This is a genomic window from Xenorhabdus miraniensis (genome assembly GCF_002632615.1).
Genome location: NZ_NITZ01000030.1, coordinates 1 through 23,933 on the forward strand (window position 1 = coordinate 1; position 23,933 = coordinate 23,933).

29 protein-coding genes and 1 pseudogene are annotated in these 23,933 nt (G+C 41.6%); 21 read left to right on the forward strand and 9 right to left on the reverse strand.

Annotated features, from left to right (window positions below):
• The first annotated feature begins 228 nt into the window (after positions 1–228).
• Positions 229–1,350, forward strand: a complete 1,122-nt coding sequence (locus tag Xmir_RS31360; protein ID WP_479688413.1) for an RHS repeat domain-containing protein — start codon at positions 229–231, stop codon at positions 1,348–1,350.
• A gap of 3 nt (positions 1,351–1,353) precedes the next feature.
• A complete protein-coding gene (locus Xmir_RS19390; protein ID WP_099115742.1) occupies positions 1,354–1,809 on the forward strand; it encodes an SUKH-3 domain-containing protein in 456 nt (151 codons plus the stop codon).
• A gap of 80 nt (positions 1,810–1,889) precedes the next feature.
• Here the strand turns inward: Xmir_RS19390 and Xmir_RS19395 are convergent, their stop codons facing one another.
• The 4 genes and pseudogenes from Xmir_RS19395 to Xmir_RS29615 form a co-directional block, all read right to left on the reverse strand.
• A complete protein-coding gene (locus tag Xmir_RS19395) occupies positions 1,890–2,210 on the reverse strand; it encodes a SymE family type I addiction module toxin (protein ID WP_099115743.1) in 321 nt (106 codons plus the stop codon).
• Positions 2,211–2,295: 85 nt separating this feature from the next.
• Positions 2,296–2,637, reverse strand: coding sequence for a helix-turn-helix domain-containing protein (locus Xmir_RS19400; RefSeq protein ID WP_099115744.1), 342 nt, complete (start codon positions 2,635–2,637; stop codon positions 2,296–2,298).
• Positions 2,638–2,683: 46 nt separating this feature from the next.
• Positions 2,684–3,010 (reverse strand): annotated as a pseudogene (locus Xmir_RS19405) (helix-turn-helix domain-containing protein); the annotation flags it as partial.
• A gap of 402 nt (positions 3,011–3,412) precedes the next feature.
• Positions 3,413–3,538 carry a SymE family type I addiction module toxin gene (locus Xmir_RS29615; protein WP_339373866.1) on the reverse strand — a complete coding sequence of 42 codons (126 nt, stop codon included), beginning with the start codon at positions 3,536–3,538 and terminating at the stop codon, positions 3,413–3,415.
• A 293-nt stretch (positions 3,539–3,831) separates the two neighbouring features.
• On the opposite strand from Xmir_RS29615, the gene Xmir_RS34705 reads away from it, so the two are divergent.
• The 3 genes from Xmir_RS34705 (at position 3,832) to Xmir_RS19425 (ending at position 6,128) form a co-directional block, all read left to right on the forward strand.
• On the forward strand, positions 3,832–4,314 hold the full coding sequence (locus Xmir_RS34705) for a type VI secretion protein IcmF/TssM N-terminal domain-containing protein (protein ID WP_244170989.1): 483 nt from the start codon (positions 3,832–3,834) through the stop codon (positions 4,312–4,314).
• A 33-nt stretch (positions 4,315–4,347) separates the two neighbouring features.
• Positions 4,348–4,734 (forward strand): hypothetical protein, encoded by a 387-nt coding sequence (locus Xmir_RS19420; RefSeq protein WP_099115745.1) that lies wholly within the window; start codon positions 4,348–4,350, stop codon positions 4,732–4,734.
• Between the two features lie 860 nt (positions 4,735–5,594).
• Positions 5,595–6,128, forward strand: a complete 534-nt coding sequence (locus tag Xmir_RS19425; RefSeq protein ID WP_099115746.1) for a hypothetical protein — start codon at positions 5,595–5,597, stop codon at positions 6,126–6,128.
• Between the two features lie 56 nt (positions 6,129–6,184).
• On the opposite strand, the gene Xmir_RS19430 is transcribed toward Xmir_RS19425, so the two are convergent.
• On the reverse strand, positions 6,185–6,505 hold the full coding sequence (locus Xmir_RS19430) for a DUF1090 family protein (protein ID WP_244170990.1): 321 nt from the start codon (positions 6,503–6,505) through the stop codon (positions 6,185–6,187).
• Between the two features lie 454 nt (positions 6,506–6,959).
• On the opposite strand from Xmir_RS19430, the gene Xmir_RS19435 reads away from it, so the two are divergent.
• The gene (locus tag Xmir_RS19435; RefSeq protein WP_099115748.1) at positions 6,960–8,183 is read left to right on the forward strand and encodes a tyrosine-type recombinase/integrase; all 1,224 of its coding nucleotides are present in this window, start codon (positions 6,960–6,962) and stop codon (positions 8,181–8,183) included.
• A 118-nt stretch (positions 8,184–8,301) separates the two neighbouring features.
• On the forward strand, positions 8,302–8,586 hold the full coding sequence (locus Xmir_RS19440; protein WP_099115749.1) for a helix-turn-helix transcriptional regulator: 285 nt from the start codon (positions 8,302–8,304) through the stop codon (positions 8,584–8,586).
• Between the two features lie 173 nt (positions 8,587–8,759).
• Here the strand turns inward: Xmir_RS19440 and Xmir_RS25935 are convergent, their stop codons facing one another.
• Positions 8,760–8,945 (reverse strand): YlcI/YnfO family protein, encoded by a 186-nt coding sequence (locus tag Xmir_RS25935; protein WP_167386019.1) that lies wholly within the window; start codon positions 8,943–8,945, stop codon positions 8,760–8,762.
• 58 nt (positions 8,946–9,003) lie between these two features.
• Here Xmir_RS25935 and Xmir_RS25940 point away from each other — a divergent pair, with 58 nt between their 5' ends.
• The 3 genes from Xmir_RS25940 to Xmir_RS19455 are packed head-to-tail and all read left to right on the forward strand — an operon-like array spanning position 9,004 to position 12,087.
• A complete protein-coding gene (locus Xmir_RS25940) occupies positions 9,004–9,273 on the forward strand; it encodes a hypothetical protein (RefSeq protein WP_208620461.1) in 270 nt (89 codons plus the stop codon).
• The gene (locus Xmir_RS19450; protein WP_099115751.1) at positions 9,263–9,670 is read left to right on the forward strand and encodes a hypothetical protein; all 408 of its coding nucleotides are present in this window, start codon (positions 9,263–9,265) and stop codon (positions 9,668–9,670) included. The genes Xmir_RS25940 and Xmir_RS19450 overlap by 11 nt, the downstream gene beginning before the upstream one ends.
• 2 nt (positions 9,671–9,672) lie before the next feature.
• The gene (locus tag Xmir_RS19455) at positions 9,673–12,087 is read left to right on the forward strand and encodes a primase-like DNA-binding domain-containing protein (RefSeq protein WP_099115752.1); all 2,415 of its coding nucleotides are present in this window, start codon (positions 9,673–9,675) and stop codon (positions 12,085–12,087) included.
• Positions 12,088–12,437: 350 nt separating this feature from the next.
• Here the strand turns inward: Xmir_RS19455 and Xmir_RS25945 are convergent, their stop codons facing one another.
• Positions 12,438–13,313: a PD-(D/E)XK nuclease domain-containing protein gene (locus tag Xmir_RS25945; RefSeq protein WP_244170991.1), complete on the reverse strand. Its 876-nt coding sequence runs from the start codon at positions 13,311–13,313 to the stop codon at positions 12,438–12,440.
• A gap of 11 nt (positions 13,314–13,324) precedes the next feature.
• Complete coding sequence (locus Xmir_RS19465) at positions 13,325–13,771, reverse strand: hypothetical protein (protein ID WP_099115753.1); 447 nt, start codon at positions 13,769–13,771, stop codon at positions 13,325–13,327.
• Between the two features lie 255 nt (positions 13,772–14,026).
• On the opposite strand from Xmir_RS19465, the gene Xmir_RS19470 reads away from it, so the two are divergent.
• The 11 genes from Xmir_RS19470 (at position 14,027) to Xmir_RS19520 (ending at position 22,655) form a co-directional block, all read left to right on the forward strand.
• Entirely contained in the window at positions 14,027–15,178 is a 1,152-nt protein-coding gene (locus Xmir_RS19470; RefSeq protein ID WP_099115754.1) for a phage major capsid protein, read from the forward strand.
• 43 nt (positions 15,179–15,221) lie between these two features.
• A complete protein-coding gene (locus tag Xmir_RS19475; RefSeq protein WP_099115755.1) occupies positions 15,222–15,770 on the forward strand; it encodes an HK97 family phage prohead protease in 549 nt (182 codons plus the stop codon).
• Positions 15,771–15,772: 2 nt separating this feature from the next.
• The gene (locus tag Xmir_RS19480; RefSeq protein WP_099115756.1) at positions 15,773–16,996 is read left to right on the forward strand and encodes a phage portal protein; all 1,224 of its coding nucleotides are present in this window, start codon (positions 15,773–15,775) and stop codon (positions 16,994–16,996) included.
• Positions 16,993–17,328 carry a phage head closure protein gene (locus tag Xmir_RS19485; protein WP_099115757.1) on the forward strand — a complete coding sequence of 112 codons (336 nt, stop codon included), beginning with the start codon at positions 16,993–16,995 and terminating at the stop codon, positions 17,326–17,328. The genes Xmir_RS19480 and Xmir_RS19485 overlap by 4 nt, the downstream gene beginning before the upstream one ends.
• Entirely contained in the window at positions 17,325–17,627 is a 303-nt protein-coding gene (locus tag Xmir_RS19490) for a head-tail connector protein (protein WP_099115758.1), read from the forward strand. The genes Xmir_RS19485 and Xmir_RS19490 overlap by 4 nt, the downstream gene beginning before the upstream one ends.
• The gene (locus Xmir_RS19495; protein WP_099115759.1) at positions 17,627–18,052 is read left to right on the forward strand and encodes an HNH endonuclease; all 426 of its coding nucleotides are present in this window, start codon (positions 17,627–17,629) and stop codon (positions 18,050–18,052) included. The genes Xmir_RS19490 and Xmir_RS19495 overlap by 1 nt, the downstream gene beginning before the upstream one ends.
• A 118-nt stretch (positions 18,053–18,170) precedes the next feature.
• Positions 18,171–18,524, forward strand: a complete 354-nt coding sequence (locus Xmir_RS19500; RefSeq protein ID WP_099115760.1) for a phage terminase small subunit P27 family — start codon at positions 18,171–18,173, stop codon at positions 18,522–18,524.
• Positions 18,521–20,182 (forward strand): terminase large subunit, encoded by a 1,662-nt coding sequence (locus Xmir_RS19505; protein WP_099115761.1) that lies wholly within the window; start codon positions 18,521–18,523, stop codon positions 20,180–20,182. Before Xmir_RS19500 ends, Xmir_RS19505 begins: the two co-directional genes overlap by 4 nt.
• Before the next feature lie 278 nt (positions 20,183–20,460).
• The gene (locus Xmir_RS19510; RefSeq protein ID WP_099115762.1) at positions 20,461–20,724 is read left to right on the forward strand and encodes a helix-turn-helix domain-containing protein; all 264 of its coding nucleotides are present in this window, start codon (positions 20,461–20,463) and stop codon (positions 20,722–20,724) included.
• Between the two features lie 595 nt (positions 20,725–21,319).
• The gene (locus Xmir_RS19515; RefSeq protein WP_099115763.1) at positions 21,320–21,799 is read left to right on the forward strand and encodes an Hcp family type VI secretion system effector; all 480 of its coding nucleotides are present in this window, start codon (positions 21,320–21,322) and stop codon (positions 21,797–21,799) included.
• 7 nt (positions 21,800–21,806) lie between these two features.
• A complete protein-coding gene (locus tag Xmir_RS19520; RefSeq protein ID WP_145956935.1) occupies positions 21,807–22,655 on the forward strand; it encodes a DUF4225 domain-containing protein in 849 nt (282 codons plus the stop codon).
• A 127-nt stretch (positions 22,656–22,782) separates the two neighbouring features.
• Here the strand turns inward: Xmir_RS19520 and Xmir_RS19525 are convergent, their stop codons facing one another.
• Positions 22,783–23,577 carry a hypothetical protein gene (locus Xmir_RS19525; protein WP_099115765.1) on the reverse strand — a complete coding sequence of 265 codons (795 nt, stop codon included), beginning with the start codon at positions 23,575–23,577 and terminating at the stop codon, positions 22,783–22,785.
• Positions 23,578–23,933: the final 356 nt, after the last annotated feature.

Here is a 23,933-nt window from a genome sequence, read left to right on the forward strand (position 1 = left end):
CGCCCGCACCCGCAGAACGGCCGCCCGCCGCCCAGACAAGCTGGTCAGCGTCCAGCCGTTGCCGACAATCCTGAAAGTGTACCTCGGCGTTTTGGGTTCTCAGCCGTTAACGGAACAGGTAAAAGCCGTTCTTTAATGGCATGATATTGAAAGAAAAAATGACGTAAAAAAGTATGACCGCACCCGGACTCGTCTGAGGATGGCCTCAACGAGATTGACGGTGAACGTATTTACCAGAAAGGGCACCGGTTACGCCAGCTGGGCCAGCACCTGTTGGAGTATGATGATGCCGGGCGGATGACCGCCATGCAGTTATGGCAGGAGGGGCATCGGCCGCAACTGACCAAGTTCCGCTGGAACAGCCAGAACCAGCTGACCGGGGTGCAGACGCCGGGCGGCCAGCAGTGGGACTATCGCTACGATGCCTTCGGGCGGCGCACGGAAAAAGTGTGCGAACGGGCGGGGCTGCGCACCACCTACCTGTGGGACGGCGATGTGCCGGCCGAAATCCGCGAATACCGGCACAACCGGCTGTACAGCATCCGCCATCTGGTGTTTGACGGCTGGCAGTTGCTGGCGCAGCAGGTGCAGTTTTTCACGCTGAACCCGGAAAACCGCCATGAACTGCTGGCCGGGGAGATTCAGACGCAGTACGCGGTGTGTGCGCCGACGGGCGAGCCGCTGGCGCTGTTTGATGAAGCCGGGCACCGGGTCTGGCGCCAGCCGCCGCACAGCCTGTACGGACTGTGCCTCGGTGTTCTGGGTGAAAACCCTGAACTGAATCCGGGATTAAAATTCGCCGGGCAGTGGCTGGATGAGGAGAGCGGGCTGGTCTACAATCGGTTCCGGTATTACTCGCCTGTGGCCAGTTGTTATCTGACGCCTGATCCGATTGGTCTACATGGTGGTCTTAATCTCTATGCTTATGTTAAGAATCCGACGAGTTGGGTTGATCCTTTAGGCTTATCAAGTCTTAATGCTTTTGAACTGGCACAAAGAAAAGCCAGAGAAACGAGAGAATTATGTAAGACAAATGGCATTAGGAGACCAACAGCTACGACAGTTGTTAAAAACGTCAGAACAGGTGATGTTTTCTATGGTTTCAGTGGCACTAAACCACAAAATATCTCAGCAAGGCTTGGTGTTGAAATGCCTCTGAAGAGTTTGGAACCGTGGTCTGTGAATAACTGTGGTGAGATTGATGCTGTAAATAAGGCATTAAAAAAAGGTTCTTCTCTTCATGATTTAGAAATGGCGACAGTGCGCACTGGAGATGGAAGTGCATTTCCAAAATGTAAAAACTGTATATATACGTTTAAGCGATTAGGCATCAAAGTATTAACAGGATAGAACATGTGTTATTCATTTAATAATGCAATAAAGGAACAGCTGCTTATAAGTGGTTGGTTTCCAAATAGGTCAATAAATATTGATAAGTATTTATCTGTACTAGAAGTAAAAGGTTATCACATTCATCATTATGCCTTGAATTTTTTGCGTAATTTAGGTGGGCTACAAATTGAACATGAAGCTTATGCTGATCCTACAGATATAGATGTAAGTAACTTTACACCTATTAAACCGGCTGATTGGTTAGATCCATTGTGGGTAGAACACTATGAAAACATAATCGAAAAGAGATTGTGTCCAATAGGTATAGGTTTCTCTGAACACATGACATTTTTCCTATCTGAGTCAGGTGGTTTTTATGGTGGATATGATGATTATTTTTGTTTAATAGGGAATGATATTGAATCGGCTCTGCAAAATTTATTCTTTGAGCATGATTTTACACAGCTAGAAAAATAAATTTCATTCTTACGTTAGATATGGCTACTTTTAAAATTAAAGGTAGCCATATCTATATGTTGGTAGTGGAACGTTTTTTATTATCCTGCCTGATAATCCCCAATCAGTTCCCGCATTCGCAGCTTGATCTCACTGAGCTGGTCTTGCTGGCGCTGGTACTGTTGCCGGATGGTGCGGGTGTCGGCGCTATCGGGAATGAGCACCAGACAGCCCTCCATAATCTTGACGGTGAGTGTGCCGCCAATCTCAAACCCGGCCTGTTTAAGCCACCTGCCCGTCAAATTTATCGCGGGTCGGGGGTTCGGCCTGCCATTTTGCGGGACGTATCCCACGGTGTAATAACGTTCTGTTTTGGCGGCTTTATTTTGCACCGCGTTTTGCTTAGAATGCGCCTTAGCCATCATTAACTACCTCGTAGAGTTGGTTGTGGTTAGCGGTGTCGGGATGTTCTCAGCATCCCAATACCGCGTGAGTTCTGCCTCTTCTTTAGTTGCTCTTCACTGTCCAGCGTTTAGCATCGTGCATATGTAAAATGCTGTTAATCACTGTCTCAACAGCCTCCCGCTCTTTCTCATCTAGCTGTGAAAGCGCTTCAAACTGGAGTTTAAGCCGATCATCAGGACCACGTTCATCCGGTTCGAAAAGAAGCATATCCGCACTGACATTCAACGCTAATGCAATCCGTCTGCATACATCAATCGTGGGCTGAGAAGTGCCCGCCTCATAGCGCTTGTACTGTGAAACGTGCATCCCAATCTTGTCCGCCATCTGCTGTTGTGTGAAACCCAGCTCTTTACGGGAGGCGGCTAATTTATCAGAAAAGCTCATAGGAAATTCCAAAGTTGCTGTAACTGACATCACTATAAGCCTCCCTTCGTGAACGCAGGTAACCCAAATCCTGCGGGGAGTGCCGTAGTAAGAACAACAGCAAATTAAAAAGTGGCGCTAAATTCCAGGTGGCAGGTCTTCCTGGCGGTAAACTTTTTAAGCCTTCCAGCCCATACAGCGTAAACCAATTTACCCAACGATTAACCGAAGAACGTGAACAATGAAGGGTTCTGGAGACATCAGAAACGGTCTTGCCTTCATGTAACATTAAGAGTGCCATGAGCCGGCGTGCATAATCTTTGTCCCGGGTTTTATGAATAAATTTTTTCATCTGACGTCGTTCATTTCGGGGTATTGGTGCTATGATTGGCATCGCTCAGTCCATTTTGGGATTTTTTTGATTTGGCGATTAATCAGATCGCAAAAACCGGACTGAGTTCCCTTCCCGTGATCTACTATTTTGAAAGCTTATTTAGGTGATCAATCAATGACAGGATCAACCTATTGGCAAATTGTGTGATATGAAAGGTGAGGACTCATGAATACATTCCTTGTGCTATTTAGCATGACATAAATGCGAACCGCTTCCCAAAATGAAAATATTGCTGTCAGTTGCCGGAAGGCCGTTCGCTGGCTGTGTTCAGATTTTATCTTTTTTTCCAATAAAACAGATAATTAAGAATTCCCCCTCAGCCCTGTTTTATTGAGTCTGCCAGGAAATTGTCGCAGCCAATGGGCGACAGCGATATCATCCCATTCACCTTCATTCGGCTTTTCAGGCAGAGCCAGAGTTCATGAAAGTTTTGGCGGTAATGATAAGACAACCGGGCATCACACTGATTTTTAACGGATCATTGATGGAAAATCTGGCCTCAAGCAGCCATTTTCCACTTAAATTAATGGCGGGCGTGGCGCGGTTGGGTCATTTGGGGCGGTAAACGACTTTTTGATACCGTTCCGGCTGAGAAATTTTGTAAATGCGGGTGTCTGCATTAGAATGCGTGTTAGCCATGATAACTAGTCCGAAGTAGTTGTTGTGGTTAGCGGTGTTATCGTGCTGGTAACACGGTAAAGCCGCGTTCAAATTTCATTGCTTACCTTATCGCCACTCTGTGTAACTTTCCATCATCAAAATCAGCCTTTGCGAAGCGTCTCGCAAAATAAATACTGGATATAAATCCAGTTAAAGTGGGCGTGTTAAGTCACTCAGTAAACCCGGTTTTCGTCAAAAATGCCATCATTTTTAATCACAATGGCAGCATGTTTAGTACCTATCACCATATTATCTGTCAGAGCCAGCAAGTCATTCGCCTGGCCTTCCACAGCCAGTTTCCGCCTTATCTGATCATGACCGAAACTGACCTGTTGTACGGCTTTGAAGCGATGTACCAGTCACTGGATCGCAAACTGCGTGACGAGATTCTCGGGGTGACATTCAGCCTGAATAACTGTGATGAAAAAGAGTGGCGCAATGAGCTGGAACTTATTATCTTAAAACATAAAGGAAATGAGAATAATGTGTTTTATCACTTTATGTCTGCTACACCAAGATACACAGAAAGACAGTATGGGATATTTGAAATAAATAAAGCGAGTGGAGAAACTAAGCTAATACAGCTGGCAGACTATGATGAAAAAAGAGCTTTTATAGTCTATATATCAATATGTAACGATTAGCGTATCTGTTAGTTAAAAACATTGGAGGGTTAAATGATGCGGAAAGTATCTTTGTGGTTTTCGGTTGTGGTGTTTATTGTATTTCCGCATATAACATTTTCAGCTTATACTTCTTTATTTAAAACAAAAGATTATGATATTGCTATTAGTGTGCGTTGCCCTGAGGGGAATGTAAGCTGTGATAACGTTGTTTCTATTGTAACTGATAAGAAAAATTATATCTCTTTGGTCATGAAGGGGAAAACACTTAACAGAGATTGCAAAATAGGAAGTTGTGATTTTTATGGATATGAATTTAAGAATAAGGAAATGACATATACAATTTATCAATATGGTAAGTTGAAAATTTCGAAAAAAGGTAAGGTCATCCTTTCTGAAGATGGATCTTTTAAAGAGGAAATAAGGCTCAATGGTCATTAAATGAGAGATTGTTATAGCTTTATGGGAAAATTAACCAAAGACCTTGATAAGGGCAAGGTTAGAGGGTATTTGAATCTATCAATATAGATGATATTACATATTTGTTTGAATATTCTATCAAGAAATTAAATGAAAAATATCTTGTTTATATACTTTCTATTGATGAATCAAAAATGGTTATCTATGAAGATCATGTAAATAGAGAAGTAATAGAGTCTTATACGCTTGGGGAAAGCTATCAATGATTTGGAACTAAAAGGTATAAATACACAAAAGATGACAGGAATTTCACCATTTTAAAAATCGAGGAATTTTTACATCAATCACACTAATGTGTATATATTACCAGTGTTTTTCTTAAAAATCCTACAAACTTGATCCCGTCAAAACTATCAATAAATCACGTAAGCAATCATTTTCTTCATTTATTATTTGTTAACCATATTTTTCTATTTGAAATCAAAAAAATCGCTAGTACACTTACTATACTTTTTCGCTATCCAGAGTCTTTTTTATCGCGCTCTTGAAGATTGAAAAACAGTAATAAATGTTAGTTCTTATCTTGTAAAACCGCACTTAAGATACCAAGTAGCAATTGTAAAACAGTTGCTTATAAGTGATGTGGAGCTGTCTCCACAATTCAAGATATACCTTTGTGACATAATGTAAACTCTGGAAAATATCAGCCTGCTGCTAAAAGGCTGAGGGGAGTTTTTTCTGGTTATGTTTGTCACGATGTCATAACAGAAGGGAGTAGTGATAACTGATGTTGCAAATCTAGCAAGTTAATTAGTTGATTTTCAAGGTTAAAATTCCATAGCCGTTTTCTCATATCAGATTTGATTATGAAGGGGGGAATGATGTTTTTCCATGTTGTCAACAAAAATAAGATAATCTTATTTGCTTTAATATTGGGAATTGCCATTTTATTTTTATCTTTTAATAACAGTCGATTAGGGATTATTGGTTACGCTGATAAACATTGCCAGAAGAATACCGCCTGTTTGATTGATATCAACAAAATTACCCCCTTTGACTGGGATAAAATGTACATCATTGATAAGGGCATGAAGCCTGAGGATATTGAAAATATCATCGGTGCGACATTTAATGAGAAGGCCAGTCTTTTTTATAAAATTATCTTTGTCAGAGATAAAAAGGTAGTTTATTCAGATGAATATCGTCCTTCGGATGAATCTTACGAGAAAAAGTTTATCAAGCCTAATTTTCATTATCCAGTTGAAAGAAAGGGGGATTATTTTAGTCACTATGCTGTCTCGAAAAATAATTCTATTCTTTCAGTAGAAATTGAACATAAGCCACTTGTGAGTGATAAAGTTTACTACAAAATTTCTCCTTCTAATGTGCAGCAAGTTAAGGGAAGGGATACGTAATTTTATCCGGCTTCTTTAGTAAAATGAGCAAAGTTACAAGATGAGGTGCAGGTCTGCTATTTCTGTTTGGCCTGCACTTTTTTTCCTGTCTTTATTGTACTGTTTTTAGTGGATTTGCGGGGTGTTTTTTTGTTGTTTTTCCGCTTTAATGGCGCAGTGTTATCAGCCAAATTATCTTTTACTGCTTCAGATTTATTAATTTTATCTTTTAGGCGTTTTTCCAAAGCACACATGGCTTTTATATTTTCTAAAGTTCGGGTTAATCCTTTTATCAAGTGCTCGTCTTTATCTGCCTGAGCATATTGAAGCCGCTTTTCCAATGTTTGCTTTTTTATCTCACATCCTGCTTTATTTGGGGCTGCATAGGCAACACTCATACAGAAAACAATCAACACAAATATGATCAATGTTTTCGACATCATGAATTATTCCCAAGGTTATTGAGAGCGTTTATTCGAAATTTTATACTCTGATCTCGATTTGATCCTGAAAATTCAGCTGAGTCTACACTTCGGGAGTGGCAGGAGGAGGCTTTTATCTTTTTTGTTGAGAATGAGGCTATAATGCCCCCCTTTAGTAGTTGTCTGGTAGGGCATCAGGCAAGTTATCAATATTCTGCTCTCGGGGTTAAATTGAATGTTAAGTTATCGTCACCAATGAGATTTAGCGTTCTGATGCTACTCCATATGTATATAATTAGCTTATATATCAATATATTAGATTAAATTTTGATACTGTATGTTGTTCCAGTGTTTATTGACGTTTTTCCACTTTTGCGCCACACTGTGGGGTAATCGGTGGGGTAACAAATATCTTGAATTAGAGATCCAAATGACTACTGGAATAAATCGATTATCAGATAAGAAGCTCAAATCGTTAATGGGAACTCGCTCTGACAAGGTGCGAAAGATATCTGATGGTGCTGGGTTGATGATTCGCATCACAAAGGCAGGTTCCATAACTTGGATTTATAAGTATCGGCTAGGTGGTAGGAGTACAGAAGCAAAGCTACTTACTCTTGGAAAATATCCTGATTTGTCTTTAGCTAAAGCCAGAGAGATGCGTACTCAATGCCGAACATGGCTAGCGGAGAGCAAAGATCCCCAGCGAATGATAAAGCTGGATAGGGAAGAAACATTAAAACCTGTCACGGTTCAAGACGCTATTGAATATTGGCTAACCGAATATGTTGATAATCACATAGTAAATGCTGATAGATACAGAGAGCGCTTTAATAAACATTTATTTCCTTGTATCGGAGATATGGCGCTTGCTGATTGCAATACGCATTATTGGCTCAGATGTTTTTCACAAGTAAAAAAAATAGCCCCTAGTGTTGCAGGTGCGCTTTTACAAATGTCTCAACAGGCGTTGAAATTTTGTCGAGTCCATAGATTTGCTATATCCCATGTTTTAGAAGGAATTTCAAAACAAGATATAGGTGTTAAGCAAAATAAAAGAAAAAGGTTTTTAACAGAAAAAGAATTATCGGAGTTTTTAGAGGCTATAAATGGTGATTATTTTATTCCCTATTATCAGAATATTTTTTATTTATTAATTGTATTTGGGGCAAGAACAATTGAAGTCCGTATGTCAAAGATGGATGAGTGGGATTTAGAGCAAAAATTATGGACTGTACCAGAACGTAATAGTAAAACGAGAGAGAAAATAATTAGACCAATCCCTGACGCAATGCTTGAAAAAATAAAAATGATAAAGCATCAAAATAGAAATTCTGAGTATTTATTAGGTGAGTTAAAAGATTACACAACAGTTAGTATGGCTGGTTGTCGAGTATGGCAAAGGCTAAAACATAATGAAAAATGGGGGCTTCATGATTTACGACGCACATTTGCAACAATGTTAAGTGATATGGGGATTGCTCCACACATCGTTGAGTTACTGCTAGGACATACTTTAGGCGGCGTTCTGGCTGTTTATAATCGGAGTCAATACCTGCCAGAGAAGTTGGACGCTTTAAACAAGTGGTGTGAGAGACTGGATGTATTGGCGGGTAATTATGAGAATGTGGTTATATTAAAAGCAGCTCAATAATGAGGTTTGATGGTGAGCATGATAATTGTGATATATATGTGACAATTGTTGCTTTCTTTTGCGATTATTTCATTTTGGTAAAATACCCTCACAAAAACAATTAAACAGCGAGGGTAACATGACCATGCAGTACAGTACTCCTACACCAGAAGAACGCCGCGCTATCCTTTCAGAATATGGTGAGCCTTATGATCGTCTGATACGTGAAAAAGAACGCCAGCACATCACTTCCATTTCCAGAACGTCAGCATGGAAACTGGAGAATGAAGGTCGTTTCCCTGCCCGTAAGCCATTAGGCCGCAATTCCTGTGCTTGGTTGCTTAGTGATTTGCTGCATTGGGTACGCAATCCGCCCACAGTAGAAAATATAAATAATCCCTATAGCCGCAAACCTGCCAATTAAAAAATAGCGTCATGGAAAAGTTAACTGCCTTAAGTGGCAGCGGTCAGACTCATCCTAAAAACAGCTTAATTTGGAGGAATAGGTAGTGTGATGGTCGATATTAGCTATAGAGATTCTTTGAGATTAAGCAATCACAAATTTGATAGACAACCCTCTTTAAGAGGGTTAGTTGGTTATTCTTGCTCAGATGATGCTTTGGCTTTGCGCTGGCGACGTTTGATTTCCGTTTTGGCTGCTGTAACCAAAAATCCGGCTGTACTTTCGTCTTTCTCTTTAACTTGCTCAATTAATTCTAAGTCTTCAAGCGGAAGTCTTACAGAAACTTGTAGAGACTTATTATTACGTCTACCCGTTGCCATTACTGAATCTCCTTTTATTAGGTGGTGTTCAGTATGCACTGGAAATTATTTATTTCAAGTGTTGACGTGGTGTGCACCTGTGGATATATTGGTGGTGTTCACCTTGATTAAGTTAAGGCAGAAAAAACAACAACGCCCCGATGTGCTTGGAACCACTATCGAGGCGTCTAACCAAATACCGTTATATGAGGTAACGATTATGGCTGATACACAGTCTAACCAAACTCGCCTTAAATTTACACTCCTAATTGCATCCGGCACTCAGCGGCTGGCTGGTATGTCCTCTCTGATATTCGTATCTCGTCAGGGGGCACACCATGGGCAATAAACCAATCTCCTTAAAACAGGCGTTATATCGTGCAGGTCTGGGCGCTTCACTCTTCACGTTCATTAGCAAAAAAGCTAAAGATGAATGCGAAACCAATTTAAATAATCTGATTGCACTGGCGCATGACATTCATCAGGAGGTTCACCGCGCCCTGTTGAAACATGCTCCGCAGCCACCGATGAATAAATTATTAAATTGCATTGTATACAGGAAATCTGACCCATTAGGTCAGGCTTCATTTCGTGCGGGATTATGTACCTCTTTATATGAGGTCATTCTTGAACAGGCCAGCCAACACTGTTCAGAAGAGTTACACGATTTGCTTTCGCTGGCCTGTGATATCAATCAGGAAGTCTACTATTCACTTTATGCAGCGGTTAATGGCGAGGACGAGTGATCATGAGTCAGGAAAATAATAACTCAAAAAGCCGCCCACTAGACGTTATTCGTGCGGTGAAGCAATCCGCCGCTAATCACTGGCAACTTTTGTTGCCTGCCTGTGGTATTGACGTTCCGTTAAAGGGTAAGCATGGTGCTTGCCCGATATGCGGCGGTACTGACCGCTTTCATTTTATCGATGATAACCATAATGGCGACTGGCATTGTCGACAATGCGAGGAACCTAATCACGGTGACGGTTTGGATTTAGTCGCAAGAACCAACGGGATCACTATCTTTGCCGCCGCTAAGCTGGTGGCGGATGCGTTGGCACTTCCTTTACCTGAACCCAAGCTCGCCAAAGAGCAGCATCGGACAGTTAAACCTATTGCTGAACGCATCGCAACAATGCTTGCTACAGCTATTACGGGCGAATCTCAATATCTGATTAAAAAGGGGCTTCAATGCCCCAATCAACGGTTATTGAAAGAGGGTTCGTTATTGCTGGTCACTCAGACACTGGATGGCACAATCACGGGCGCACAGACCATCAAGCCTAATGGTGAAAAACGCCTTGTCTCAGGGACTCAGAAGAAAGGCAGTTTTATTCCTGTCTCAGAGATTACCGGAACACCAGACACTTTCATCATCACCGAAGGTTACGCCACAGCGTTAACGGTCAGCCAGTTACATGAGGGCGTGGTATTGGCAGCCATTGATGAAAGCAATTTATTCACCATTGCCGAACAGGTCAGAACACAGTGGCCTAATGCAAAAATCATCCTTGCCGCTGATAACGATTGGCACGAACCGGAAGAGCGGGATAAAAACGGCAGGTTAAAAAAGAATGTCGGCAAGATAGCGGCAGAAAAGGCCGCTATAGCGATTAATGGTTGGGTAACATTACCGCCTACGGCATTGAAATCTGACTGGGACGATTATCGCCAGCATCACGGCATTGAGACAGCAAAGCAGGCATTTAAGAACGGGTTATATCAGGTTGGGGAGAAAAAACTCATGGAAGTAGAAGCGGTGATTATCCACGAAACAAAGCCCAAAAAGGCCAATAACAATCTGGCACAAATGGCAGCCAGTCAGCGCGGGGCACTATTGGTTGAGCGATACGGCAAAGTAGCGGTTAATCCTGATAGCGAAATGGTTTACCACTATAACGGTACAACATGGGAAACCGTGTCGGATAATGAGCTGCGCCGCGCAATGGTGGCAATTTTTGACAAGCACGAAACCCCTTACAGCCCGAATGGGATCAATAACGCTATCTATGCCATGAAATTACAAGTGCCGGTTATCGGCGAACAACGGCAGGATTTAATTGGGTTCCGTAATGGCGTGTATGATTTATCGACTCAACAGTTTACCCCGCACCAGCCGGAACATTGGCTAATGAACCATAACAGCATTGAATTCACTCCGCCTGCTGTCGGTGAAAACTTGCCGGATCATGCCCCTGACTTCTATCGTTGGTTATCCCATGCAGCAGGTAACAATGAAAACAAGATGAATCGTATTAAAGCCGCTCTGTTTATGATCCTGGCAAACCGTTATGACTGGCAGCTATTTATTGAAGTCACAGGCGAAGGGGGTAGCGGCAAAAGCATCTTTACGTATATTGCGACCTTATTGGCGGGAGAACACAATACCGCCAGTGGCAACATGCGAGCATTGGATGAAGCGAGAGGCCGTTATCAGTTTGTCGGGAAAAGCCTGATTACGCTGCCCGATCAGGTTAAATATGTCGGTGAGGGTGCTGGCATTAAGGCGATTACTGGCGGTGATTTAATCGAAGTTGACGGGAAATACGAGAAGCAATTTTCTACGGTCATTAAGGCGGTGGTATTAGCCACCAATAACGAACCGATGAGCTTTACCGAACGTAATGGCGGTATTGCACGGCGGCGGGTGATATTCCCGTTTAACATTCCGGTCAAAGAGTCAGAGAAAGATCCATACTTGCCGGAGAAAATCAGCCGGGAACTGCCGGTCATTATCCGCCATTTATTAAACGAATTTGCCGACCAGAACAAAGCTAAAAAGCTGCTACAGGCACAACGCGATTCTAACGAAGCATTAACGGTGAAAAGCAATTCCGATCCATTGTATCGTTTCTGCGGTTATCTGATAACTGTCAATGAGGCAACTGGGATGAAGATGGGCACTAAGAATATCAGCCCACGGGCACCGAGGCTGTATCTGTATCATGCTTATCTTTCTTTTATGGAAGCGCACGGCTTTGAACGCCCGCTGACACTGACCAAGTTCGGCGAATCGCTGCCTAAAATTATGCTGGAGTACAAAAAGGAATATCGGAAAATGCGAACCAAGAAAGGTTACTCTTATAACGTTGAGTTGTCGGAAGAGGCTGAAGAGTGGTTGCCGTCTGTGCCTGAGTGCCGGGATTTTAAATTCCCGCTATAAACTTTTTGGGCTTAAGTCTGCATTCCATACATCATTTTAAATATCTACCTGTATTTAAAAGAAAATAATAGATGTATAGTTATTTCTTAGCTATACATCAAATATACATTCTCTTCATTCGAGTAAAAAAGGGGTGAACAGAGGATACAGTCAGTGAATATCATATTAATTACTGCAAACCCAGATTTAGCAAGGCGTTGAGAAGAATGTGCAGAGGGTGCATAACTGAGAGGGTGAAAAAGATTTATAGGGGGTATCTTTGGTAGGAGAAACTAAGATTCTATCATTAGCGTTTAACACACGGGAAGTTTTTAATATAGAAAAAGTCATTCCCGTGGTTGTTAGTACTTTTATTGTATTGGTGTAATATACACTGACACAGAAACACCATTTATTTCTTTAGTTAAATCATTCTCAATGCCACGGGGATTCGCTACGCGTCCTTCTGGATCATAAACAAAACATATTAATTGACCGCAATCGGGATGTGCTTGGTAGCGTTGGGAATCAATAATTAGTTGTTCACCAATCTCTTTGGCACCTAAGCCTTTTCGTGTTTTCTTAATTTCAATAACTAGCTGTTCTTGTTTAAGAAGAAAATCAACTCGGGAAGCTGCACCTGCATAACTTGGTGTGTATTCCTCAGCTCTTACATCATCAAAATAAATTTTTAATAACGCATGAAATAAGTCTTGAACATCATATTCATCTTCTATTTCAATAGTGGGTCTGTCTGAATGTCTTGCTCGTAGTTGACGTGAAACTTGGTGAAAGCGGGTAATAATGAGTTTAACCTTATCAACAGCCTCTAGTTCAACTGTCTGGATTGCTGGTTCTTCTTCCGTCCAGTACTCTTCGATTTCATTGATAAATGAATCAATAACTGTTATTGCAGTATTGATGCCTCGTTGATAAGACTCTTGAAATTTGGAGTCTGGCATGCCGCTAAAAAAAACATTAAGAGAGTATTGTATTTTTTTGAAATCCTGAGAATGTCGTGTATCAGTGCCGAAAACGTGTTCTATTGCTACCTCAGTATCTCTATGCCATTTTTTGAAATCTTGGCTACCACGTGGCATGTCCTGAAGATATTCGGCTCTATCCTTCAATATTTCTAATTTATTTATTGCCTCATTTTTTTTCATTTTCAAAGTATCTAATCTCCATAGGTTTTTATTATGATCCTGAATCAGTGAATTCATAAGAAAGTTAAGATGATTCATCATATCCTTTCCAACTAATAATACTCACCATAATCACTATCTAGCCAGTCTTCTATTTTAGTATCTCTTAATAAATTTATATTTATTTCTTCTATTAAATAATATTCAGGAAATGTACGCTCTTCATCCAATTCAATAATTTTATTTAGTCTTTTTGTTTCTTGTATTGCGGTATCCTTATTACTAAATAATAGAAATGAGTCGCGATAAATTTGACCAAATCCCTCCGCATACATAGATGCAACATAGCCAATTGAATTTAACTTAAAGTCACTCTTAATTAATTGTATTTCTATACCTTCTCGTAATATATCGTCTTTGTCAGCATGACTCATTATGTCAGAATATTCTTTTTGTGCTTGTTCTGCTATTTCTTCAGTTTCAAATATACCAAGAATAAAACATGGACCTTGATAACCTGATATATTTAAAATTAAAAAATAATAATTAACATCATTCATTATAAATCCACCTTAATATTATTAATTCAATCGATTAGCATAACCAGTAACCATTTAAAATGGAATGATTTTTACAATTTGATAGGTAATCTTTCTATAAAATAAATTGTCATTATAAATTTTAAGCACAGAAATAATTTTAAGGTGAAAATTTTTGTGTTTTGTATGTTCGAACATCATAGTTAGATCCCTTTCTTATTATTTTCATGATGTTAAAAATTGTTTACTGAAACAATAACGATTCTGAAAAATGCTATGAAAAAACTACTCGAATTACGCCAACAAAAAGCCGATTTAACCCACCAAATGCGTTCGTTGCTAACCAAAGCTGAAGACGAAAAGCGCTCACTGTCTACCGATGAAGCCAAACAGTTCGACGAGCTGCGCAGCCAGTCCGACACGCTGAATACTGAAATTGCCCGTTATGAGGCTTTATCTAATGAAGAGCGCAATCAGGCAAAGAACCAGCCAACTAGTAAAAAACTCAGTAATGACGAGCTACGCCACTATATTCTGACTGGTGAAGCCCGTTCCCTGTCTACAGGCGTTTCCACAGACGGCGGTTATACCGTTATCCCAGAGCTGAATAAACAAATCATGCAGCAACTGGCTGATGAGTCTGTCATGCGCCAAATCTGTACGATTAAGACCACGCGCAGCAACGAATACAAACAGCTTGTTTCGGTCGGTGGCGCAGCCGTGGCACACGGGGAAGAAGGCAAGGCACGCGGTGAGACTGCCACACCGAAGATGGAAGAAGTCAGCATCAAACTGTTCCCGATTTACGCTTACCCCAAAACGACCCAAGAAATCATTGACTTTAGCGATGTGGATATTCTGGGCTGGCTGACCTCAGAGATTGCCGACACGTTTGTGGATACCGAAGAAACGGATCTGGTGAGCGGTGACGGCAGCAAAAAAGCAAAAGGCTTTCTGTCTTATCCCCGTGATACCCAAGCCGACAAAGTACGTGCGTTCGGCACGTTGCAAAAACTGGAAGCGACCAAACTTGAAGCCGATAGCCTGATTGACCTGAAATTCTTGCTCAGGAATAAATACCGTAAGAATGCGGTGTGGGTGATGAATTCCACGACCGCCGCCAAAGTGCAAAAGCTGAAAAACGGCAATGGGGATTATATCTGGCGCGAACGTTTACAGGCAGGTGATCCCGATATGTTACTGGGCTTGCCTGTCCATTATCTTGAACTTATGCCGGATGAGGTGATCGGTCTGGGTGACTTCAAACGCGGTTACTTCATCGTTGACCATCAAACGGGCACCCGTACCCGCCCTGACAATATCACCGAGCCAGGATTTTATAAGGTACATACCGATAAGTATTTGGGCGGTGGGCTAGTGGACTCCAACGCCATCAAGGTACTGGAAGTCAAAGCCTCCAGTAAATAAGAGAGAGGGGCACAACGCCCCTTTTTAGTCTTGGAGTCCATAGATGAAAAATGATTTTGAAATCCGCACCGCCTCACTGTCTGCCAGTGATAAAAAACTGACCGGTTATGTGATTAAGTGGAACAGCCGATCCCAAATCCTGTGGGATGAATTTGTCGAGCAATTCGCCCCGAATGCGTTTAGTGCCAGCTTAACGGCAGGTGCCGATGTCAGGGCACTTTATGAACATGATCACATGAACCTGTTAGGCCGTACCACGTCTGGCACATTGCAATTGAGTGAGGATGCCACTGGATTACGTTTCGAGTTAACCCCGCCTGATACCCAATTAGGGCGTGATGTACTGGCGCTGGTTGAGCGTGGTGATATTTCCGGTATGTCCTTTGGGTTTAGGGCAATAAAGGATCAGTGGGATATTGGTCAAGAACCCTATATCAGGACAGTATTAGAAGCGGAACTACGGGAAATCACTGTCACCAGCTTGCCCGCTTATCCTGAAAGTGGGGTAGAGATTGCCAAACGTTCCCTGAATGCAGTTAAGCCCTGTGATACTGATTTGCGTCGCTACTGGCTGCAATTGTCCGAGGTGTAACCATGTGGCCTTTTAAGCGAAAACCCCCTGAGACTCGCAGCATCACGATTGATGAGTTTCTTTCTCTGGCAGGCATGTCTAACACCAAATCGGGCGAGCATGTTTCACCGTCTACAGCGGAAGGCTTACCTGCGGTGATGAATGCCGTCACGGTGATTAGTGAAGCCGTGGCGACCATGCCTTGTTACCTTTATCGGGTTCAGCACCAGAACGGCAAAGAATCCCGCGAATGGTTGAGTGATCATCCGGTAGATTATCTGCTTAATGAATGCCCGAACGATTGCCAGACCCCATTTCAGTTTAAGCGAACGCTGATGCGCCATTGCTTACTCAATGGTAATGCGTATGCCGTGATTGTCTGGGGGCGGGATGGTCAGCCGCAATCGCTGCACCCTTACCCATCGTCAACGGTTGTCCCTCAGCGGTTATCCGATCACCGATTTGCTTACACCATCACCGAACCCTATAGCGGCAAGGTCAACACCTATCTGCAAGAAGAAGTGTTGCATTTACGTTATGCCACCGAAGACGGCTTTCTTGGGCGATCACCTGTCACCATTTGCCGCGAAACACTGGGCTTGGGACTGGCACAACAACGCCACGGCGCCAGTATCATGAAAGACGGCATGATGGCGGCGGGTGTGATCAAAGCCGCTGACTGGTTAGATGGCGTCAAAGGCAATAAGGCACTGGAAGCCCTCGAACGTTATAAAGGTGCCCGCAATGCAGGCAAAACGCCCATTCTTGAGGGCGGGATGGACTACCAGCAATTAGGCATGAGTAATCAGGATGCGGAGTGGCTGGCTTCCCGTCGCTTCACGATTGATGATATCGCCCGGATGTTCAATATCAGTCCAATCTTTCTGCAAGAGTATTCAAACAGCACTTACAGTAACTTTAGCGAAGCCTCCCGCGCTTTTCTGACGATCACCATGCGCCCTTGGCTTGCCAACTTTGAGCAACAAATCAAATCGGCCTTGCTGATGGCTTCCCCGAAACGGGGCATTCGCTACCAAGTTGAGTTCGATACTGCTGACTTACTGCGTGCCAATCCCAAAGAACGCTTTCAGAGTTATGAAACGGCGATTAAATCCGGCGTCATGTGCCCGAATGAAGCCCGCGAACGGGAAGGACTATCGCCCCGTGAAGGCGGTGATGAATTCAGTCAGGCATGGAAACAGACTTTTGAGGTGAAGAAAGTCAATGAACCGGAGGGCAAGGAATGAGAGCAGGCAGATTACGGCATCGAGTGACAATTCGAAAAAATGAAGCCAGTCGGGGTAAATTTGGTGAAGTACTCAACAACTGGGTAGATTTAGCCACGGTCTGGGCAGAAGTGAAAGCGATTAGCGGGCGGGAGCTGGTGGCCTCCGGCGCCGTGTTCTCAGAAGCCACCGTGCGTATCTGGCTGCGTTATCGTGCTGATGTGACCACAGCGAACAGCATTACCTTTCACGGAGCGAACACGACGGGCACAGCTTTTAGCATTATGGCGGTCATCCCCGATGCGAAATACACCCGCCTAGAGTTGCTTTGCAAGGGAGGGATATTTCGATGAGCCAGATTGAAATTCCCCTGAATGAAATCAAACAACATTGCCGATTGGATGAGAGCGATACCCTTGATGATGCCTTACTCATGGGCTATGCCGCCGCCGCGTTTGAAGTCTGTCAGCAACATATCGGTAAGCGGTTTGGGGATGATCTGGCTTTTACTCCGGCGATTAAAGTTGGTTGCCTGTTGTATATCGGTTTGTTGTATGAAAATCGGGAAATGGCAACAGACGCAGAGCTGAAAGAAGTGCCTTTCACCATCAAATCACTGTGGTCTGTCTATCGTGATGTGGGGATCTACTGATGCCGTGGCAACCGTTAAGACGTTGTAGCTATCCAAGTTGTAAGCAACGGGTAAAGTCTGGTCGCTGTGAGGAACATCGGCGGGAACAGAACAGGCAGCGCGGTACACGTACCGAACGTGGCTACAGTAACCGATGGAGCAGATACAGATTGATGTATCTCAAAACGCATCCCTTATGTGTGCATTGCCTCAAGCTGAACTGCTACATGCCTGCAACCATTGTGGATCATATCATCCCGATACAAGGTGAAGCGGATGTGCTGTTTTGGCCTGCATCCAATCATCAAGCACTATGCCATGCCTGCCACAACCGTAAGACTGTCCAGACAGACCCCATCACCAAAGCCAAGCGCAAACAGGGAAGCTATCAGGAACAGGAAGCAGAAGCGGCACGATTGGTTAACTTCGGAATAATAACAAACTGAAATAACGGGGTAGGGTAGCAAAAATGACAAACGCCCCTCTGAGCGGAACCGCCCCCTCCTTCAATTTTTACGCACGGCAATTTTTTTGAAAATAAAATCACAAGGAACAGCGAACATTATGGCAAGAGCACCCAAACCGCCCACTTATTTAAATGAGATTGCCGCCAGTCAATGGAAAGCCAAAAGCAAAACCTTAAGCGAACGGGAAGATTTGAACGCCGCCGACTGGAACAACTTAGAGCTGTACTGCGTCAATTACGCCATTTACCGAAAAGCGGTGGCAGACATTGATATCCGAGGCTTTAGCATCGTCAACAGTCAGGGCAGTGAAAGCCGTAATCCCTCATTGAGCGCCAAAGCGGACGCTGAAAAAATCATGATAAAAATGTCTTCATTACTGGGTTTTGATCCGGTATCACGGCGGAAAAATCCGGTGGAAACAGAGAAAGAAGACGAGCTAGACCGACTATGAACGCATGGGATCAGTATGCTTTTGATATCGAAAATGGCACAATTCCGGCCTGTAAACGGGTAAAACAGGCCGTGAAACGCTACCTTAACGATCTGAATAACCCGCTTTATGTGTTTGATGCTGAAATTGTAGAACGATTTATCGCGTTCTCTCGCCATTGTCCGCACGTTAAAGGCCACTTACGCGGTAAACCGATTATCTTGGAGCCGTGGCAGCAATTTGCCTTTGCGAATCTGTTCGGCTTCAAAGTCAAAGCGACCGGACGCCGGAAATATCGCAGCGCTTACATTCAGGTGCCGCGCAAAAATGCCAAGTCCACCGTAGCGGCAATACTGGCGAACTGGTTTTTGGTGATGGAATCAGGTCAGCAGGATATTTACACCGCCGCCGTCAGTCGTGATCAGGCGCGTATTGTGTTTGATGATGCCCGCCAGATGTGTCTGCTATCTAAACCCCTCAAGAAACGGGTAGCGATTCAGCAACACAAAGTGACTTATGCAAAGAGTAACAGCCTGTTAAAACCACTGGCAGCGAAAGCCGCCACGATTGAGGGAACAAATCCCAGTCTGGCAATTGTCGATGAGTACCATTTGCACCCTGATAACGCGGTTTATTCTGCTCTTGAACTGGGGATGGGCGCACGTCCCGAAGGACTTCTGTTTGCCATTACCACGGCGGGCAGTAACATAATCTCTGCCTGTAAACAGCATTATGATTATTGTTGCCAGATACTGGAGGGTGAAGAGCAAAACGAATCGCTGTTTGCCCTGATTTACGAACTGGACGACGAGCACGAGATTGATGATGAAGCCCTTTGGATAAAGGCCAATCCCAATCTGAATGTGTCGGTAGATGCTGATGCTTTGCATGACACGATACAAAAAGCCCGTGGTATTCCCTCACAATGGACGGAGATGTTAACCAAGCGCTTTAATATCTGGTGCCAGGGTGAAACGCCGTGGATGGGGGAAGGGGCTTGGAAAGCCTGCCAGACAGATTATGATGAAAATGACCTGAAAGGCTTAGAATGTTACGCCGGACTGGATTTATCCTCAACGGGCGATATCACCAGTATCTGCTACACGTTCCCCGTAGATAACGAACTGTTATTACTGACCCGCCACTATTTGCCAGAGGCTCAGTTGCAGAATCCCGCTAATAAGAACCGGGCAGTGTATCGTCAATGGATGCAAATGGGCTGGATACGTACCACCACAGGCGATTGCATTGATTATGATCGTATCCGTGATGACATTCTCAAAGACAGCCAGCACTTTGATATCAAACTAGTCGGCTTTGATACATGGAACGCCACGCACCTACGAACACAATTACAGGGTGCGGGGCTGGATGTTGAACCCTTCCCGCAAACCTATATGCGCTTTAGCCCTGTGGCTAAATCCGCTGAGGTCTTCGTTAATCGCAAGGTCATTCGTCACAATGGCGATCCAGTGCTGGCATGGGCAATGTCTAATGTAGTGATGGAAACGGATGCGAACGCTAATATTAAACCGAACAAGAAGAAATCCGCCAACAAGATAGATCCCGCAATCGCGTTCCTGATGAGCTTTGGCACATGGCAGAGTGAGCATGAAGAGTTTGCGTTTACCTTAAGTACGGAACAGCAACAGCGCCTTAAGACGTTTAATGGAATATAACACAAAAAGGTAAGCACTTTTACTGATTCGCTTATTGAGTCAGATAAACCAATCGGTTAAAGTAGTTCCGCCATTGGCAAAATCCAATGGTCAAGGATTCTCAGCCTTGTAAAGAACGATCCACTGGTAGGAAATTTCTGCCAGTGTGTCTGCTATCGCCCTTTCAATGGCGGTTCAGGCAGGGGAGGTTTCGGCCTCACCGGATGATCGTTCCCGGTACTGAGAACCCTGTTTGAATCGCCACCATCAATGTTCAATTAATGGAAAGGGTAGCAGGAATGAATAATATTAGAAATGACTGGCATCAAGCCGATATTATTGCTGCGTTACGTAAGCGTGGTACAACCTTAGCGGCTGTCTCCCGTGGAGCAGGACTCAGTTCATCTACATTGGCAAATACTCTTAGCCGTCCGTGGCCGAAAGGCGAATGGATTATTGCCAACTATCTTGAAATACATCCCTCAGAAATCTGGCCTAGTCGTTATTTTAATAAACGCGGTCAGCTTATTGAACGTAAGGTTCGCAAAGCCTCCACTGAATAGCAGGGCGAGATATCACACTTTCACCATGGTCATTATGTATAAAAATCACTATATTTGAGTTAAATATACAGAGCAGATAACAAAACTTATCAATAAAATCGTATTGAATGTGAAAAATTATCAATATCCGTATGGTGATTAATTTTTATCCAAAATGGAATCCCGTCCTGACTGAATAGTTTGATATTAGTAAAATAGGCCATGAGAGAAAATGATATTTTTAGTTATTAATTTGATACTCATGGCTTATAATCATCTCTCAACCAAAAAACACCGGATGGTTCTAAATTTTCAGAAATTAATGATAAATTCATCTGTATTTTTATTTAAAATTAATATTCTGTTTTGTTTTGTGTTAGCCAATTGATTGAATGTGTGGTTAATATTTTATAATTGATATGATTTTTATCATATGTTTTAAAGATGTATTTTTGTTCTTTTCTTTCTTTTGATTTTATTTATTCAATGATATATTAAATTTCATTGTGGTATTTTTTCTTTTTTATTGCTGGAACTTCATGTGAAGATTTGGCAGGATGTTTCTTTTGACAAGAAATAAATATTTTTTAGTTTACCAATGGAGAATATATTAGAAATGGCAAATGTTATTTACTTAGAAATTAAAGGTGATAATCAAGGGTTGATATCACAAGGGTGTTCTACTACAGATTCTATCTGTAATAAATATCAAAAAGGACATGAAAATGAAATTTTAGTTTATGAATTCTCATCCGATATGTCAAGAGACCAAAATGTCAATTATCAACCTATTGACATCAGAAAACCAATTGATAAGTCATCTCCTTTATTATCTCAAGCCTTGACTAAAAATGAAAAGTTGACATGTATTTTCCATTTCTATAGGACATCAATGCAAGGTGGATTGGAGCTTTATTATAAAGTAAAGCTGACAGGAGCTACATTAGTTAGATTAAATTGTTTTTATCCAAATTCAGTTACTCATAACGATGTTCAGCCACAGGAAAGCGTATCTATAAAATATGAATCTATAACTTGGGAACATGTGATGGCAGGAACCAGTGCGTACAGCATTTGGGAAGATCGAGTATATTGAGATTATCATGCCTAAATATATTGTATATACATTAGATGATTTTAATACTTATGCGTCTAAGCTGAGAAGAACAACTGATCTTGCCGCTCGATATATATTAGATGATCCTGGCGTTAAGGCTAGATATCGTAAAGAAATAAACGATGTAATTGAAGATATAAGAAGGGATTATAATAATAGCCAAGGAAATATAGAAAAGAAGAGAGAATTAGTTAGAGAGATTAAGTACGAATACGAAAGTGAAGAAGAGGCATATCAACAAGCTAGACGACTTGATTATGGAAAATATAAATTAACAGAACTTTTTGAAGACACGGGAGTAATAAAATATGCTAAAACAACAGGAAAGATTTTAGGTGGTGTAGTTCAAATAGTGGGTGGGCATTATGTTTTTAAAGTTGGAAAGGCTTTAGGTCCAGCAGGTACATATTTAAATATGAAAAGGATAGGTATGCTTGCTATGGCTACAGGAGTAAGTAATACAGTTGAAGCAATTTCTCCTATTGTATACGAATATAGTAATGGGAAGTATAATCTTGGAAATCCTTTAAAAGATCTTACTGAATATGCATTTGTAAGTTTGGGCGCTAATGAAGGAATGGGAGAGTTCTCATATGATATTGTAGACTTTGGGGTAAGTTCCTATTTAACTTTCGGATCATATAGAAGAATAAATGCTTCTAGAAGACTTCTTAATAGTTGGATTGATGGTAATTCATCTAATAGGTTATTTAGGGCGATAAGACAAGATTATAAGCGGAAATGGGAGACAATGAATAAACCTATGTTTTTTTTACAAGGAGCAAATACCATACGTAAATTTAATTTGATTATAAGTAAAGATGAAGAGAAGTGATCCAATCGTTTGTGTATATTATATTTTAAACGTAGGTTATGATTGGCTTTTAGATAGATGTTTAGATAATATTTAAGGAATGATAATTTAAGCTTTGAAATAGGCCATTGTAAAAATGGCCTATAGTTCAAAGGGTTTTTATCTTAATTTGAAAATAAGATAATTTTATGCAGGTGATGAGATTACAACCTGCTAGGCGATAGTTTGAAAATATAAAAGTTAAAATGCTAAGAGGTAACATAAGTATCAAGAAAACAATAACAATATAATATAATGCATCAGGGTTTTGTATTATGGTTGCTATAAAAACAATAAACATGCAGATTAACGTTGCTCTTAATGATGAACAAGAATCATCGGATGTTTTCATTATCCAAGCAAGAAAATTTCCATCAGTTGCTTCTCTTTCAAAAGAGAAATTTCTAATTAAAGCCAATTGTTCTTTAAGTGTGAACGTTTTTATAATTAACTTTCTTAGTTTAGGGTTTTTCTCTATATAGATTTTCTTCCTTTTTTTATTTATCGGTTTACTAGGATTATGTTCTGAGCTAGGTTCAAAAAATATTCTGTTAGTGAGAGCGAACAAAAACAGTTTTATACCTATGGAATAACTGTAACCGATGATTTTAGCTTTATCTAATATTCTCAAAAAGGAAACAGATAAATAGATAAAGAAAAGGTAATTGAACCAATTAACTTTGGAGGTCATTATATATAATGCAATGGCGATTATAATAAAAAATAGAGTGGCTCGTTTTACAGATTCCATATTTTCATAGGCCAGCCATTTTATCCAAGCGGTAAAATCATCGGATGTTTCATTTTTTACTAATGTAAAGCTTTTGAGTAGGGTAATTTGTTCTGTAAATGTAAATAATTTAATTATTGATTTCCTAATTTTTTTGTCATGAGTTAATCGCATAGTTATCCCAAATTTATCAGATTAAATCGTAATTTATTTTTAATTCAGCATAATATAATAGAATGAATAGTAGTGATTACTCAAGTATCACAATTAGATGAACTTAAAAACAGGATTTGGTCACGTATTAAATCCATTGATTAGCATACTGACCTCATTTCATCCCCGTGGGGTAATCTGTTACCCCACGCTATCAGCCCTTTTCGAATACATTTACTCTTTTTAAGATGCTATGACAGCATGTACTTTGTTACTATGCTTTGTTGTGTTTTAGTGCTCGTGCAATGACTTGTGGGGTAACGCGTGGGGTAATAAAATGAATTTTTCACCTTGTGTAGAACTAAAACTTATTAAAA

Excerpts from the sequence above, each read along its gene's own strand:
- Xmir_RS19390 (WP_099115742.1), top strand. The coding sequence starts at position 1,354 with ATGTGTTATTCATTTAATAATGCAATAAAGGAACAGCTGCTTATAAGT.
- Xmir_RS19395 (WP_099115743.1), bottom strand. The coding sequence starts at position 2,210 with ATGGCTAAGGCGCATTCTAAGCAAAACGCGGTGCAAAATAAAGCCGCC.
- Xmir_RS19400 (WP_099115744.1), bottom strand. The coding sequence starts at position 2,637 with ATGAGCTTTTCTGATAAATTAGCCGCCTCCCGTAAAGAGCTGGGTTTC.
- Xmir_RS19420 (WP_099115745.1), top strand. The coding sequence starts at position 4,348 with ATGATGCGGAAAGTATCTTTGTGGTTTTCGGTTGTGGTGTTTATTGTA.
- Xmir_RS19425 (WP_099115746.1), top strand. The coding sequence starts at position 5,595 with ATGTTTTTCCATGTTGTCAACAAAAATAAGATAATCTTATTTGCTTTA.
- Xmir_RS19430 (WP_244170990.1), bottom strand. The coding sequence starts at position 6,505 with ATGAGTGTTGCCTATGCAGCCCCAAATAAAGCAGGATGTGAGATAAAA.
- Xmir_RS19435 (WP_099115748.1), top strand. The coding sequence starts at position 6,960 with ATGACTACTGGAATAAATCGATTATCAGATAAGAAGCTCAAATCGTTA.
- Xmir_RS19440 (WP_099115749.1), top strand. The coding sequence starts at position 8,302 with ATGACCATGCAGTACAGTACTCCTACACCAGAAGAACGCCGCGCTATC.
- Xmir_RS25935 (WP_167386019.1), bottom strand. The coding sequence starts at position 8,945 with ATGGCAACGGGTAGACGTAATAATAAGTCTCTACAAGTTTCTGTAAGA.
- Xmir_RS19450 (WP_099115751.1), top strand. The coding sequence starts at position 9,263 with ATGGGCAATAAACCAATCTCCTTAAAACAGGCGTTATATCGTGCAGGT.
- Xmir_RS19455 (WP_099115752.1), top strand. The coding sequence starts at position 9,673 with ATGAGTCAGGAAAATAATAACTCAAAAAGCCGCCCACTAGACGTTATT.
- Xmir_RS25945 (WP_244170991.1), bottom strand. The coding sequence starts at position 13,313 with ATGATGAATCATCTTAACTTTCTTATGAATTCACTGATTCAGGATCAT.
- Xmir_RS19465 (WP_099115753.1), bottom strand. The coding sequence starts at position 13,771 with ATGAATGATGTTAATTATTATTTTTTAATTTTAAATATATCAGGTTAT.
- Xmir_RS19470 (WP_099115754.1), top strand. The coding sequence starts at position 14,027 with ATGAAAAAACTACTCGAATTACGCCAACAAAAAGCCGATTTAACCCAC.
- Xmir_RS19475 (WP_099115755.1), top strand. The coding sequence starts at position 15,222 with ATGAAAAATGATTTTGAAATCCGCACCGCCTCACTGTCTGCCAGTGAT.
- Xmir_RS19480 (WP_099115756.1), top strand. The coding sequence starts at position 15,773 with ATGTGGCCTTTTAAGCGAAAACCCCCTGAGACTCGCAGCATCACGATT.
- Xmir_RS19485 (WP_099115757.1), top strand. The coding sequence starts at position 16,993 with ATGAGAGCAGGCAGATTACGGCATCGAGTGACAATTCGAAAAAATGAA.
- Xmir_RS19490 (WP_099115758.1), top strand. The coding sequence starts at position 17,325 with ATGAGCCAGATTGAAATTCCCCTGAATGAAATCAAACAACATTGCCGA.
- Xmir_RS19495 (WP_099115759.1), top strand. The coding sequence starts at position 17,627 with ATGCCGTGGCAACCGTTAAGACGTTGTAGCTATCCAAGTTGTAAGCAA.
- Xmir_RS19500 (WP_099115760.1), top strand. The coding sequence starts at position 18,171 with ATGGCAAGAGCACCCAAACCGCCCACTTATTTAAATGAGATTGCCGCC.
- Xmir_RS19505 (WP_099115761.1), top strand. The coding sequence starts at position 18,521 with ATGAACGCATGGGATCAGTATGCTTTTGATATCGAAAATGGCACAATT.
- Xmir_RS19510 (WP_099115762.1), top strand. The coding sequence starts at position 20,461 with ATGAATAATATTAGAAATGACTGGCATCAAGCCGATATTATTGCTGCG.
- Xmir_RS19515 (WP_099115763.1), top strand. The coding sequence starts at position 21,320 with ATGGCAAATGTTATTTACTTAGAAATTAAAGGTGATAATCAAGGGTTG.
- Xmir_RS19520 (WP_145956935.1), top strand. The coding sequence starts at position 21,807 with ATGCCTAAATATATTGTATATACATTAGATGATTTTAATACTTATGCG.
- Xmir_RS19525 (WP_099115765.1), bottom strand. The coding sequence starts at position 23,577 with ATGCGATTAACTCATGACAAAAAAATTAGGAAATCAATAATTAAATTA.